Source organism: uncultured Polaribacter sp., from assembly GCF_947497125.1.
Lineage (GTDB): Bacteria > Bacteroidota > Bacteroidia > Flavobacteriales > Flavobacteriaceae > Polaribacter.
The window spans coordinates 106725-121536 of the sequence record NZ_CANMFI010000005.1 but is presented as its reverse complement, the minus strand read 5'-3'; the positions used below and the strand labels follow the sequence as shown (position 1 = coordinate 121536).

At 30.2% G+C, this 14812-nt stretch carries 12 protein-coding genes; all 12 read right to left on the bottom strand.

What is annotated here, in order from left to right; genetic code table 11:
• Positions 1-56 precede the first annotated feature (56 nt).
• The 12 genes from Q0678_RS09080 to Q0678_RS09025 all read right to left on the bottom strand — a co-directional run bounded on the left by Q0678_RS09080 (position 57) and on the right by Q0678_RS09025 (position 14516).
• Entirely contained in the window at positions 57-896 is an 840-nt protein-coding gene (locus Q0678_RS09080) for an alpha/beta hydrolase (RefSeq protein WP_299056914.1), read from the bottom strand.
• Between the two features lie 164 nt (positions 897-1060).
• Positions 1061-1669, bottom strand: coding sequence for a hypothetical protein (locus tag Q0678_RS09075; RefSeq protein WP_299056912.1), 609 nt, complete (start codon positions 1667-1669; stop codon positions 1061-1063).
• A gap of 804 nt (positions 1670-2473) precedes the next feature.
• The gene (locus Q0678_RS09070; RefSeq protein WP_299056909.1) at positions 2474-2611 is read right to left on the bottom strand and encodes a hypothetical protein; all 138 of its coding nucleotides are present in this window, start codon (positions 2609-2611) and stop codon (positions 2474-2476) included.
• 467 nt (positions 2612-3078) lie between these two features.
• Positions 3079-3285 carry a hypothetical protein gene (locus Q0678_RS09065; RefSeq protein WP_299056907.1) on the bottom strand — a complete coding sequence of 69 codons (207 nt, stop codon included), beginning with the start codon at positions 3283-3285 and terminating at the stop codon, positions 3079-3081.
• A gap of 193 nt (positions 3286-3478) precedes the next feature.
• Positions 3479-3961: a M23 family metallopeptidase gene (locus tag Q0678_RS09060; protein WP_299056905.1), complete on the bottom strand. Its 483-nt coding sequence runs from the start codon at positions 3959-3961 to the stop codon at positions 3479-3481.
• 427 nt (positions 3962-4388) lie between these two features.
• A complete protein-coding gene (locus Q0678_RS09055; protein ID WP_299056902.1) occupies positions 4389-4973 on the bottom strand; it encodes an isoprenylcysteine carboxylmethyltransferase family protein in 585 nt (194 codons plus the stop codon).
• A gap of 53 nt (positions 4974-5026) precedes the next feature.
• A complete protein-coding gene (locus Q0678_RS09050; protein ID WP_299056900.1) occupies positions 5027-5443 on the bottom strand; it encodes a Fur family transcriptional regulator in 417 nt (138 codons plus the stop codon).
• Positions 5444-5449: 6 nt separating this feature from the next.
• Positions 5450-7609 carry a TonB-dependent receptor gene (locus Q0678_RS09045; protein ID WP_299056899.1) on the bottom strand — a complete coding sequence of 720 codons (2160 nt, stop codon included), beginning with the start codon at positions 7607-7609 and terminating at the stop codon, positions 5450-5452.
• A 75-nt stretch (positions 7610-7684) separates the two neighbouring features.
• Positions 7685-8002, bottom strand: a complete 318-nt coding sequence (locus tag Q0678_RS09040) for a DUF6660 family protein (RefSeq protein WP_367181511.1) — start codon at positions 8000-8002, stop codon at positions 7685-7687.
• A gap of 1277 nt (positions 8003-9279) precedes the next feature.
• Positions 9280-9804 carry a hypothetical protein gene (locus Q0678_RS09035; protein WP_299056892.1) on the bottom strand — a complete coding sequence of 175 codons (525 nt, stop codon included), beginning with the start codon at positions 9802-9804 and terminating at the stop codon, positions 9280-9282.
• 150 nt (positions 9805-9954) lie between these two features.
• A complete protein-coding gene (locus tag Q0678_RS09030) occupies positions 9955-10611 on the bottom strand; it encodes a hypothetical protein (protein ID WP_299056883.1) in 657 nt (218 codons plus the stop codon).
• Positions 10612-11462: 851 nt separating this feature from the next.
• Positions 11463-14516: a TaqI-like C-terminal specificity domain-containing protein gene (locus Q0678_RS09025; protein ID WP_299056889.1), complete on the bottom strand. Its 3054-nt coding sequence runs from the start codon at positions 14514-14516 to the stop codon at positions 11463-11465.
• Between the last annotated feature and the right edge of the window lie 296 nt (positions 14517-14812).

Sequence of the window (14812 nt, the reverse complement as noted above, 5' to 3'; positions counted from 1 at the left end):
CAAACCAAGAAAATCCGAGAGGATTTTCGTAAGTAGGCTTTTACCAGCAATTTTTTTTACACGGTGTTAGCTGTAGTATTTTTATTTCCTATAAATTCTATTATTTTTTCTGCAATTTCTGGTGTTCTTAACATTTTAAAATGTCCAGTATTCGTGATTTCAACCAATTCAGCCTTTTTCCATTTTTTTGCAACTTCTTTAGCTTCTGAAATTGGTATTATTCGGTCATTTATATCGTGAATTATTATTGCTTTTTCTACGTTTGCTTTTTGCACATATTTACATACATCAAGTTCATCTATTTTTTCGTTCCTTTCTTTTTCAATTTTTTTCAAAAAAATATTAATAGCTCTGTTGCTAATTCCTATTTTCCCTGAAATATTTAATACATAATTCCTAAAAGTATGAGGTGTTGTTAAAAGAACATATTTCTCTATTTTATGATTTGGTATTTGAGATAATGCAAATGTAGTTACAACACTTCCAAATGAATGACTTACAATATTTTTGATGTCTAACTTTGTAATTACTTTGTCAACCGTATCAAGATATTCAAACATTATATTTTTTCCGCCAGAACTATTTCCGTGTCCAGGTCCGTCAAAAGAATAAATGGTAAAATTCTCAACTAATAATTTTTCAATAATGTCAGAAAAATTTCCAGCTTGACCTTCCCATCCGTGAACAAGAAGAATTTTATTTTCTCCATTTCCCCATTTATATAATTGAATATTATTATTTTGGATTGATAAAACTTCCTTTTCCGCTTTTTCTAAAGTTTCAAGTTCGTTAGTTCGTATTTTTTTTACTTGAGGATGTAATAGTCTATTATAGAATTTTTTCGCAAAAAACGAAGGAAAAATATTAGAAAGTGTTTGAATTGTTCCTTTATTCATAATGTTTGGGGCATATTACAGCTAACGTGTTTGTGTAAGATTAGTTGCGTGTTTTAAGCACTAAAGTTAGTAAATAAAACACAGATAGAAAGTCCGCGAGGATTTTCGTAAGCAGGCTTGAACTAGCAATTAATTTTACACGGTGTTGTGCGTTCGTTATTGTTTTATTTTCCTTCTTTATTAAAAATTTCTAACATTATTTCTCTAACTATTTCAAGGGCGATTTTTTCTTTTGTCAGATTATATTTTTTTAATAGAGAGATTTTGTTTCTATTCAAGAATTCTTTGACATCAGTTCCATATTTGAAAATGATAAATTTCTCGATTGTAGAATCATATATTATTCCTCTCATATACATTTTTCCTATAGGAAGAAATGCACTTCCTGTACTCATGAAAAAGTGCTCAAAATATAAGAATTTATTATTTTGTAAATATGCTAAAAGATAATCATTGGGGTCAATAACTATTTTTCCACGCTTTTTTTCCTTAAAGTTCTTTTTTATTCCTTTTCCACGTACAAATAATTCCTTTCCATTCGAAACACAAAAAATATTCTTTACTCTTTTTCCATTTTTATATCTAAGTTGAAATGCAGGAGATAGATTGTTTTTTAACTGACTTTTAGAGAATTCAATTTCAGAATTTGCAATTTTTGATTTGAAGTCAAAAAATGTTTTATAAATTCCATTTTTTAAAAATAAACTTTCATTTTCCTGTGAATATCCAATTAAACTTAATACACAAAATAAAATATTCAAAATGTTTTTCATAGGTTCAGTGTTTAATGACGCACAACGTGATTGTGTTATAGAAAGTTGCGATTAAAGCAAACGGCCATTTTCCGCAGGAAAATTGTTGTTTGCAAGTAAGCACTAACTTTTAATTAAGCTAAATTTAGCAATTTTTTATACACGTTGTTGCAAAATCGTTGTTTTTTTATTTTCCATACAGCTAATTTCCCGAGCGATTGTTAATTCCGAAAGTAGCTCAATTCCGTAATAATGGAACATAAATTCAGATCATTACATTCGAGTAAAAATTCCGCAAACTTGCTCAATTTCGAAAGCTGCTTAATTCCACAAAATTTCTCAATTCCACATTATGATAAAATTTATGATTAGCGAGAGAGTGTTTCAGAAATTCAGTTTTTAAACCATAAAAACTCAACATTTTCCTCCTTATTTTACGAACTTGAGTTGTTTCCGAAAACTTGCTCGACAATGTTTTGCAACGTGTTTGTGTATAGAAAGTTGCTATTTTATGTGCGAGGATTTTCCAACGGAAAATCAGTAGTACATAAAAAAGCACTAACTTTTGATTAAGCTAAATTTAGCAATTTTTTATACACGGTGTTGGCATTTCGTTGTTTTATTCAGACTTTTAATTATTAGGCTTAATTCCGTTTTCAGATTTTCCTGCGTTTGAGTAAATTCGGTCAGCGATTTATTCCGTAAACTTTTTCAATTCCGATTGAGTGAGCAATTCCGCAACTGGCTAAATTCCGCATTTAGTCCCGTTTTTCTTTCAATTCAGTTTCTGATTCCGCAAGCGAACTAAAAGTCGAAGGTGTCATTTTAAAATCCAAATAATCCTGCTTTAAAATGTTCCCAATCTGAAAAAATAGTTCGAGCGATTAAGACCGTCACAACGAAAATCAGAATTTTTAAATGGTCTTTTTTAGTCAGTTTATTTAGTTCTTTTATATTTTTCATAATGTTATTTTGAGTTCGTTCGTCAATGAATGCCAACGGTCTTGTATATGGTTTGTTGCGTGTTTTAAGCACCTAATTTAGCAAATAAAAACCGGAAAGAAAGTCCGCGAGGACTTTCGTAAGTAAGCTAGAACTAGCAATAAATTATATACGGTGTTGGCATTTCGTTGTTTTTCGGCCATTAATCTTTTTAAAATTCAACTAGAAGTTTATTCACATGGAGAAGGAGAAACTTCACAAGGATAATCTACTTGTTGAAAAAACGTATTTCCGTGCGCATCATGTGTTTCATACTCACATGTACAAATTTCATCTTTATCTGTGCATCCATAGAATATAATAAAGGTTAATAATATTAAGTATTTTTTCATTTTTATAAAGTTTTTTTAGTCAACGTTTTATTCCGCAATATTTTTCAATTCCGTTTGAGTAAGATTTTCGCAATTTCTGGAATTTTGAATTCTAAATTATTCCGAAGTTTCTGGATAATATTTCTTAATTAATATTCCTGAAATAATTCCCATAAAAAGTATTATTCCTCCATATTTCATAGTGATAATTCCTCCTTGATGTGTTCCAAAAGGAATCTCAACTAGATAACCTTTTAATAGCAAAAAGAAAAATAATAACATTGTCAAAAGAGTTATTCGCAATATTTTTTTTTTAGTTATCATATTTTAATTCTAAAATTTATATTCTATTTTTTTTCCGAATCTTGCTTATCAATGAATGCCAACGTGTTTATATATGATTTGTTGCGTGAATTTAGCACTAATTTAGTAAATAATTACAGACAAAGAAAATCCGCGAGGATTTTCGTAAGTAAGCAAAAAGCCAGCAATAAATTATATATGTTGTTGGCAGTAGTTATTTTTTCACAACTATAAATTCTAATGGATTTAAGCTTTTTCCATTTTTCAAAACTTCAAAATGTAACTGTTCAGATATTGTACGTCCACTTTTTCCTATAATTCCAATTTTTTCTCCAGAATTTACTGTTTGATTTTTTTCAACACTAATTGAATTCAAATGTGCGTAAAACGTTTTAAGTTTATTTTTATGTTCAATAATCACATATTTTCCATATTTGCTATCATTTTCAGATATTTCAATAACTTTTCCTTTTCCCACAGATTGAATGTTCGCATTTTCATCTGCGATAATATCAATTCCTTTATGCATTTTCTCAACTTTTAATATTGGATGTTTTTTAATTCCAAATTCAGAGGTAATTTTGGGATTAAATTTCTCGTTAATTGGGAAAATAAAAGAATTACCTTTCTCTTCTGTAAAAGAAGCTAATAAAAGAGATATACAAATAATTAGAGATACTTTTTTAATGGTTTTCATAATTTTCAATTTTTATTATTTAAAGCTTAATTTTCTAACGTGATTTTCGGTTTTTAATTACTGCCAACGTCTCCGTATATGAAACGTAGCGTGTAAAAAGACACTATCGTTTCGGATTAAACACGAGCCGATTTTTTATTTTTTCTATTTATCTTTTAATTTCTAAATATACAAAAATAAAAATTTGGCGGACTTAGTAAATATACAAAAACCTCTCGGAAAGCCTATATTAGCTATGTTTTATATACATTGTTGTGCATAGTGCTTTTCACGTTCAGCTTGGTTTTCCGATGTTTGTTATTTAGTTCAGATGTGAGCGTTGGCAAGACATACTCTTTTACAGTTTGGGCGAAGCGTGGATGATGCGACTGGAAATGTGTATGGCTTTGTGCGTTGGCAATTCCGATTAACTATTTTAATTCTATAACTAAATCCAGCGTCTTACTTTTTCAGAGTATTCTATATATTCATTTCCGAATTCACGCTTTAAAAACTCTTCTTCTAATCTAATTTGTGTATTCACGCTTAAAGTAGATAATGAGACTATTAGTAAAGTAAACGCATTTGGAATGACAAGGAATAATCCAATATTGGCAATCATAATTCCGAGAAATATTGGGTTTCTTGAAATTGAAAAAACACCTTTTGTTACCAATTTAGTTTTGTTCTTTTCGTCAATTCCTATTCTCCAAGAATTTGCCATTTGGCTTTGAGAAATCCAAACTAAAATTAACGATACAAACAAAAATATCCAACCAATTTTTTGTAAAATGAGATTTTCTAAATACCAAAATGGAAGTAAATATTCATACCATTCATTTTTGAAAGCATAGAATCCAATTACAATAAGCTCAAAAACTGTGATAAAAGTGAAAACCTTACCATTATAATCGTGAGCGTTATCTGTTTTTTTAAACGTTAACGGATTTATTCCTGTCTTTTTCCAAAGCAATAAAGACCTTAAAACAAAAACCAACAAAAAATATAATATGAGAAAAGCGAATAGCAACATAATTTCTAATTTTATGTAAAAATGCTATAAAAACCAATGCAATGGAAGTGCATTTATTGACCACTACATTTATCGCAAATACCTTTTACAACCAAGTTTACATTTTCTGAAACAAAACCGTCAGGAACTTTTATTTGAGGAATTTTATGCTCTGTCAAACAAACAGTTTCATTACAATTATTGCAATGGAAATGCAAGTGTAAATCCGTTTCAATCTCGCAATTGCATCCTTGTTCGCAAAGTGCATATTTCGTAATTCCTGTTCCATCATCTACTTTATGTACAATTGCTTTTTCTTCAAACGTCTTTATCGTTCTGTACAAAGTTGTTCTATCTGCTTTTTCGAAAGCATTTTCAATATCGCTTAATGTAACAGCAACTTGTTTTTCGGCAAGAAACTTATAAATCAATAATCGCATTGCCGTAACTCGAATATCTTTTGAGTCTAAAAATTGTTCTATTTTTTGCATAATTTTTTAATGTTCTTCATTGCCAAATGGTTTAATAATAATTCCTACGCTAAAAATAAATCCGTCTGTTGGTGCATAAATTTCTGGAAATTCTGGGTTTTCGTGTGGTGGCAAAACCAAAGGCGAAAACCTACTTTGTCGTCTGTCTGTGAAATTTTCAAAATTCACAAAAGCACTACCAAATTTAAAATTTTTCATTAAAAGTAAACCCATAGTTACAAAATCTGTGGTTTCTGTTCCGTTTGATAAAAACTGTTTTCCTGTATAGAAAGTCTCGTAACCAATTCGCCATTTATCAGATTCGTACATTAATACACTTCCTGCATTGTGTTTTGCGGTTAGTGGTTTTTGTGGATTTCCTGCCAAATAGTTCAATTTTGTATCTATAAGAGCATAATTTAAAAACCATCTAAAATCTTTATAAGTAAACTTAATATTTGTTTCTGCTCCTTTGCTTAAAATTTCGTTAGTTGCATTTTCAAATGCAAACAAACCGTTATTTGTACTATTTAATAACAATCCGTTGTTAATTGCTGTAACATAAAAGAGTTGATTAATTGAAAAACCAATGGTTTCAAATAAACGTGTTTGATAATTGAAATCAAGATTTACACCATAAGAACGTTCTGCTTTTAATGAAGATTTATCAATGCCAAGTACATTTTCAAAATTGATAAATTCAGCCTCTTCTGTAAAAATATCTGGAATCTTGTAACCTAAACCACCACCAATTCTACTCGAAAATCCGCTGTCATTTTTATAAAGCAATGAAATTTTTGGAAGTGGGAAAAAGCCAAAATCAGTATTGTAATCTGCTCTCAATCCAGTTTCTAAAATCCAATTATCGGAAAGGTCATAAATATTGTTGGCAAACATTCCATAAGTGATGTCTTTTTGGTCACGTTGTAAAGTTGCAGTATCATTTTCATCAAAGTTTGATGTATACAAATTTGCTCCAAAAATCCAATCTGTTTTTGAAGTTTCTCTTTGATAAGTTATTTCTGTAAATGTGTTTGTTTGTTTACCATCAAAATTGAAATCGGGAATCGTTAAATTTCTATCGAAAAATGATACACTATTTTTAATGTTCAAAGAACTAATAGAATCTATTTGAGTTTTGTAAACTGCTTGACTACTTAATCTTTTTGAAATGTTCTCCTCTGTATATTGATGAATTCCATTTTCGCCACTTTCTATTTTGGTGATGTCTCCACCAATTCTGTCATCGTATGTTCCGTTTAAACCAAACCAAAACGTAGTTTTGTCAGATGGATAATAAAAGAATTTTGGGTTAAATGAAATAGATTTTGTTTTTGGTAAATTACTAAAACCATCATCTTCTGGGTCGTAAGCTTTTTGATAATGACCTGAACCATAAAGTGAAACACCAAATTTTTCATTCCTTTTACTGTAAAATACGTTTGCAGTACTTCCCAAAGCTTGTGTTTGCGTTAACATAATGTCTAAAGCAGGTTCTTCGTCAGGTGTTTTTGAAACCATATTTATTAAACCTGCAATTGCTCCACCACCATAAAGTGTTGAAGAACTTCCTTTAATGATTTCAAATTGTTGCAAATCTAAAGGTGGGATTTGTAGAATACTCAAACCACTTGAAAAACCTCCATAAAGTGGAAATCCGTCTCTTAAAAGTTGTGTGTAACGACCATCAAGACCTTGTATTCTAATGTTTGTATTTCCACTACTTAAAGAGGTTTGTTGCATTTGAATTCCTGTACTTTCTCGAAGTACCATTGAAATATTGGTTGGATTCATAATTGCTTTTTCGCCTAATTCCTCAACTCCAATAAATTCAATTCTTGTTGGGATTTTCTTTACAGTTCTTGTACTTCTTGAAGATTGCAAAACAACTTCGTCCAATTCGTTTCCTCCACTTTTTAATTTGAAAATTAAGTCTGCATTACTTGGGATTTGAATAGTCGTTTTTAAGGTTTCAAAACCTAAATAAGAAATTATGATATTGTGTTCTCCGTTTGGAATTTCGGTAAAAGTTGCAATTCCGTCAAAATCGGTTACAGCTCCTTTTTCTAAAACTTCAAAATAGACTGTTGCTCCTAATAATGGCTCGTTTTCAGATTCTGAAACTACTTTTATTTGTATATCAGATGTTTGTGCTTTGGCAAAAAAGCACATTATAATTGTGAGCATTGTGCTCAATATGTATTTATTCATTGAAAATGTAAAATTGATTAACTAAATTTTTTTGACGTTTACGTCTTTAAATTAGCTTATCAATTGTGGCGGTTGCCAAACATTTGAATGATAATCAAATCTGTAAATTGATTGGTAAACAAATATTATTTCTGTAGAAATTGAGTTGTTAATACCTAATTCGAAAATTTGAAGTGGTTGGTATGTGATTGCTATTCCGCAACAATTACAAATACAAGTTATTGGACAAGTATCATCGCTATCATTTTGATGATTGTGTTCAGCACTTATTTCGTCTTGGTGTTGGTCTTCAGTATTATTTCCATCAGAACAAGGTTTGATTGACAAAAAAAGTATTATTAGCGATAATATGATTGTAATAAATTTCATTGGTACAAAGATAAAAACTTTTCAATGCAATGGTGTTGCAAAGTTGGTTTATCATTTTTTCGGTTGTTAGGTTTGTTGTTGCGCGTTGGCAAAAAACAGCTCTTTTATTTTTTTAAGCGTTGGCTTTTCGAGCGTTGGCAAAAAATAAATGTGCTGTTTGTGCGTTGGCGTTTTTAGTTCAAATGTTCAATTTTAGCACGATTTCCGCATTATGCACAACGTATTTGTGTATAGAAAGTTGCTGTTTTATGTGCGAGGATTTTCCAACGGAAAATCAGTAGTACATAAAAAAGCAATTAGTTTTAGTTTAAGACTAATATAGCAATTTTTTATACACGTTGTTGCAAGTAGTAGTTTTTTCACCCATTATATTCTTTGTTTTTCATATTAATCTAATAGCTTTCAATTCCGTAAACCTGATTAATTCCGCAAACTTAGGCAATACAGTTACATTTTTTCGCTTGAGAGATAATTCCGCCAACTTGCTCAATTCCGAATGCAGCTCAATTCCACAATATTGGAAATTCCGCATTTTGATAAAATTTTCATTAGCGAGAGAGTGTCTCATTTTTCACGAATTTCTCCAAATTTAGAAACAGTTAATTCAAGAGTTTAAAACCGCAATTTTTTTTCAGTCTGAGTGTTTTCCGCTATTACTTGCAACGTGTTTGTGTTATAGAAAGTTGCGTTTAAAGCAAACGGCTATTTTCCGCAGGAAAATTGTTGTTTGCAAAAAAGCACTGACTTTTGATTAAGCTAAATTTAGCAATTTTTTATACACGTTGTTGTAAAATAGCTGTTTTTTTATTTTTTATTCTGTTTTTTCAATTTTCTGTTTTAAGATTTTACGAGTAGATTCCGCAAAGATTTTAATTCCGCATTTTGATCTTTTGAGTAAACTGATAAATTCACGTTTGAGTGATAATTCCGCAATTTATGTTTTCCGTTTGAGTAATTTCTCCGATTTTCTTAAACCCTTTTTTATCTAATTCATTTTGCAAAACTCCACGAGCGAGAGAGTGTTTAAAATAACTGTTTTTAAATTCAAGAATTTTGTTCAACTATTTTCTCCCGAGTTTGCTGAGTACAGTTTTTTACAACGTTCTTGTGTATGATTAGTTGCTTGCTCTCAAGCACTAAAGTTACTAAATATTACTGACTTGAATATCTGCGAGGATTTTCGGGAAATACCCAAACCCAGCAATTAATTATACACGGTGTTGGCAAATCGGTTTTTATTCGGTCTAACTTTCACACCGATATTAAGTGAAAGTATATTATAACTTTTTAATTATGAATTCATATATAGCAATTATAGCTGCAACCGCACCAATTACCCAAGAAGTAATTTCTAGAAAAGACCTTTTAGGAGGTTTAGTTTCTGTTATTTTACTTTGTTTATGTATTTCGGGGTTATCAAAAGCACTTCGTGATGATTGAATTCCGTGATTATTTCCACCAATATAATTTTCGGCAATAATTGTCGGCTTAACTTTTTCTAATTCCTTTGTTTCTATGAAGTCTAAATATTTAAAATGCCCACCTTTTTCTTTTGCTTTTATGCCTTTTTCAGTCAATTCATACCAATCTGTTTCTTTTGATAAATATTTAAAATATCCAAGTTTCACACCTAATAATACAATGCCGCTAGTAATGTTAAAGTACTCTTCTCTTTCTGATTCTGTTATTGGATTCAGATATTTTTCGTGTAAAATATTCATAGAGCTATTAGGCTCTGTAATTTCAGATTCTAATAAAATAATTTCTAAATATTTATATAATTTTTCTTCTGAAATTTTCATTCGTATTCAGTTTTTAACTGTTTGCCAACGTTCTTGTGTATGATTAGTTGCTTGCTCTCAAGCACTAAAGTTACTAAATATTTACTGACTTGAAAATCTGCGAAGATTTTCGGAAAATGCCCAAAACCAAGCAATTAATTATACACGGTGTTACCACCAGTTTTTTATTCCGAGCAATTCTTTCATTCGGTCGTTATATCTATATAGAATTCGATGTTCTTCCAAAATTCCATACATTTTTTCGGGATACTCAATTTCAAATCGATATTCTTTAGATTTTAATTCCAATTGTTCAATAAATTTATTCGAGTATTCAATTCCATTTCCAAGTAAGTATCTTTTTTTTCCAGCATAAAAGTCCTGTTCAGCCTTTTTAGTGTTGAATTTAGTATAGAATTCAGGTGCTTTTGTCGAATCGATTTTATTTGAAATATGATAATCATAAATTTCAAATTCGAGACTATCTTTTATCCCAAGACCTTCCATAAACAAAAATTCTTCTCGTAAGTCTTTTGTTTTAGGATTTACAGTTATACTACAATAAGTAAAATATCTTTTTGGGATTTCAAAAATTCCACGAGAGTTAGTTTTCAGTCGTATAGTGTCTTTCTTATTTGTAATTAAAATATTGTGTTCTCTTTTATTCAAATACGCTAGAGTAGAGTCAGTTGTCGATTCCGTGAATTTGTCGTTAGTATCTCTGTATTTTACAACTGTCACTTTTCCAACTTTCGTTTCCTGCGCAAGTATATTTTGGAATATTCCAACTGTTAGAATTATTAATATGTTTTTTAAAATGCGATTCATTCAAATTGGTGGTAACGGTCTTGTATATGGCAAGTGGGGCAGAAGGAAGTGTTTTTCTTTCGGGCTTTCACTTAGCCAAATTTTTTATTTTGCTTTATCTTATTTTACTTTAAAGCCAAATAAAAAATTTGGCGATTTTCGGGACAAGCACAAACTTTTGGATTTTGCCTAAAAGCCCCATTTGCTATATACGGTGTTAACCGCTGTTTTTATTGATAAATTTAACCATTTTTTTCGTTCAAAATAGTTTTTAATTTACTTTATTATATTCAAGTTCTAAAATTCAGACAAGCTGAGTTTTTCACGCTGTAATTTTCACGCGACTTTCGGTAAGTTCTAATATTCAGTTCAAAATTCCGAGTTTCAATTATCGGACAAACTGAGTTTTCACGTAAGGTTCGGCAAGTTTCAAAATTCAGTTCAAAATTCCGAGTTTCAATTATCAAATATATCGAGGATTTTCACACCCCAAAAATCACTTATTTTGAGAACGTAATCTTCTCTGCGTTTCTGTGCTTAAATAGCGGTTAACGGTCTTGTGTATGAAACGTAGCGTATAAATAGTCGCTAACTTTTCGGATTTAGCACGAGCCGAATTTTTTATTTTTATGTTTAATTTTCTTTTCTAAATATAACCAAATAAAAAATTTGGCGTACTTTGTAAATATACAAAAACCTCTTGGAAAGCTTATAATAGCTATGTTTTATACACGTTGTTGTGTGTAGTGTTTTGCGTTCTGCTTGGTTTTTCGATGTTTGTTATTTAGTTCAAATGTGAGCGTTGGCAAGACATACTCTTTTGCAATTTTGGGCTTGTGTGTTGGCTGAAGCGAATTGCAAATGTGTATGGCTTAAGCTGTGGCTTCTTCAACTATTTTAATTTCGTCTTCCGTCAGTCCATACAATTCATAAACCATTTGGTCTAATTCATATTCGGTTTTGTCTATCTCTGTTTTTAATTTTTCCGCTTTTTGTTTTTGCTCGTTAAAATATTCCATCCATTCAGCTTCTTCGCTAATTGTGAGAGAAACTGAATTTTTACTTAATTCAGATATAAAATCTTTAAATTCTAACTTATACCAAGCATTTATTTTTCTGTTGTTTTCAATGTTGTCGTATTTGGTCTCAATTAAGTTTATTGAACTACTTAATATTTTTTGAAAGTCTTTGTTAATCTCCAATAGGTTGTCAACCATAGTTTTGAATTTTTTCAATAACAACTCATCTGAACTTAACTTAATAGGAAGAATTTCAAGAAAAGTTTTTGAAATATTGACAGTTAAGTTTGAGCGATTTGAAAATTTAATAGCGTAATACCAATTTATCAATTTTGAGTTTAATAAAGCAAGAAAATAACTTAAACTCTCTTTATAATTTTTTTTAGGGACTAAATTATTTACAGAATTAAAAGTATAATATTGGTTTCTGTCAATAGTGCCTGTTAATGGCATTAAGCCACCACTAATTCTTTGTATTATTATTTTATCGCTTAAATATATTTCTTCTTTTCTTGCTCGATTTAGAAGCTCTCTATCGTACAATATATAATCATTGGTTTCTCGTATTCTGTATCTGGTAAATGATTTACCGTATAATAAGGGTTTGTATTTGTCATTTAATTTAGACTTTGCAACATATTTATTTTTGTCGCCATCTATTCCAGGTGAGATGAATTTAAAAAAGTCTCCGAGTTTACTTTCAACCTTTTCTATTTTATCAATTATTTCAATATCCTCTGCGTTTACAAGTATATTTAAAACATATTGCTCATTTTTCAAGAAAAATGATTGAGGTACTTTTGAATATTCACAATTTTTAGAAACTAAATCTTTTACATTTTTTGTAATGTTAATTTTGGCGTTTTCTCGAAAATGAGAGTGTGACATTATAACTGTAGAAACTGTTGCGTCTGAAAAAACTCCCTTACCTAAATCAACAATTTCATTGATAGTAGATTTTTCAAGAAGAAATTTTCTTATGGCTTCATAAGGCGTAGCTCTTAAAATATTATTTGGAATTATAAAACTCTGGTAACCGTTTTTATTAAGGATTTCAATTGATTTTATAATAAAAATTGCAAACAGATTTATTTTGCCTTTCTGAATATTTAAACCTTTTGAAGTTGTAGAGATTGAGTTTTCAAGAACATAGTCTAAAATATAGTTTTTGGATTCTTCCATAAATTCTCCTGTTCTTGTGAAAACATATGGCGGATTTCCTATTACAACATCAAAACCACCTTTAGCAAAAACTTTTGGAAATTCTTCTCGCCAATTAAATGCTTTTTTGCCTGCAACACTTGGGTCATCGATTAAGCTATTTCCGGGTTTGATATTGCTATTTAATGAGGTCAATTTTCTGCCTTTTTGTGCAGTTCTCAACCAAAGTGAAAGTTTAGCAATATCAACACTTTCCTCATTTATATCTAAACCGTAAATATTATTTTCCAAAATCGCATTCTCAACTTCACTCAAAATTAATGCATCTCCAAACAATTTGGCTTGTAATTCGTCAATGTATTGATGTTCTGCAATTAGAAATTCTAACGCTTGATTTAAAAAGGCACCACTTCCACAAGCTGGGTCGCAAATGGTAATTTGCAATAACCATTTTCTATAATCATCTAATTTTTGCGTCAGTTTTTTTAAAGTTGCTTTTTGTCTTCCTTTGCGTTCTTTCTCGTATTCTGCTTCTTGTATATCAAGTTCGATTTTCTTTTCTTCACAAAGTTTACCAATAGTATTATCTACAATGTATTTTGTGATATATTTTGGTGTGTAAAAAACGCCATCTTTTTTACGTTTGGTTTTACTTTGGTCAGATGAAATTCCTTGTATTTCTGCTTGTATTTCGTCAATGTCGTTTAACGAATGTTCGAAGATGTGTCCAAGTATATTTACACTTACTTCGCTCTCAAAATCGTAGTTGCTTAAATTAACTGTGTGTTTGTAAAGTAAATCGTCATTGATTTTGATATTATCTAAAATATCGTCTGGTGAAAAAAGTCCACCATTGTAAGCGAAAATGTCGTGTTGTTGTCCTTTATGTCCTGTGTTCATATAACCGAAATACTTTTTAAATCGGTCGTACAAAGGAAAATACTCATCGTATTTATCTTTTAAATCAGTCCATTGGTTTACAATTGAACGAATAGAATTAGGTGGAAGTAATAATCTGTCTTCTGCAAAGAATATGAATAGAAAACGGTCAAGTAGTTTTTGTGTTTTCTTGAATAAAGTAAGCTTATCGTATTCAGGATTTTCATTTTGGATTGCATCAAAAATTTCATTTCTAAATGATGCGTAATCTTTATATAATTTTTTAGTGATGTTTTCCTCTTGAGTTAAGGATTCATCTTTAATCTTTTTAGGAATGTCTTTTAGAAGATATTCTGACGAAAGACAAAGACAAAGGATTTCAAAACGCTCTTTAGTAAGTTGAAATAAATTAAATTCTTCAAAATCTACTGCATTGTCAATGTAAAAACGCAATTTCTCAAAGTTGGAAGTAATTACATAATTACAACCTGGTTGGTTGTTTTTATATCCAAATGCTTGTGTTTCTACTTTGCTTAAATCGGTTGTGTTTGTTCCTTTTAGCTCAATAACTGCAAGTGCTTTGTCGCCTTTTAGAATTGCTCCATCAGTCTTTTTTGAACCTTTTATGTTTTTTAATTCCGTTGTGAGATTAAAATCAGGCGTTGGGTTTTTAATATATCCGAATACGTTTACAAAAAGGTCAATCAGAAATTCGCCTTGGTATTGTTCCTCTTTGGAATTCCTTATGTTTTCTTGAATGGTAGGATTATGGAAATGGCTTGTAAATCTTTCGTAAGCTTCATTAACTTTTTCGGAATCTAATCCTTTTAAATATTTGTTTAGAACAGAGTTCTGAAATAAGCTCATATAGGTTTAATGTTTTTTCTCAAATTTAATATTATTCCGAGCGTTGGCAAGAAACAGCTCTTTTATTTTTTTACGCGTTGGCTTTTCGCGTTGGCAAAAAAAATAAATGTGCTGTTTGAGCGTTGGCTTTATTAGTTCAAATGTTCAATTTTAGCACGATTTTTACATTACACACAACGTTGTTGTATAAGCTTTGTTGCGTTGTTTAAGCAGTGAATTTAGTAAATAAAATACGAACGGCGAAATTCCGGAGGAATTTCCCAAGTGAGCCAAAACCAGCAATAAAGTTTATACGG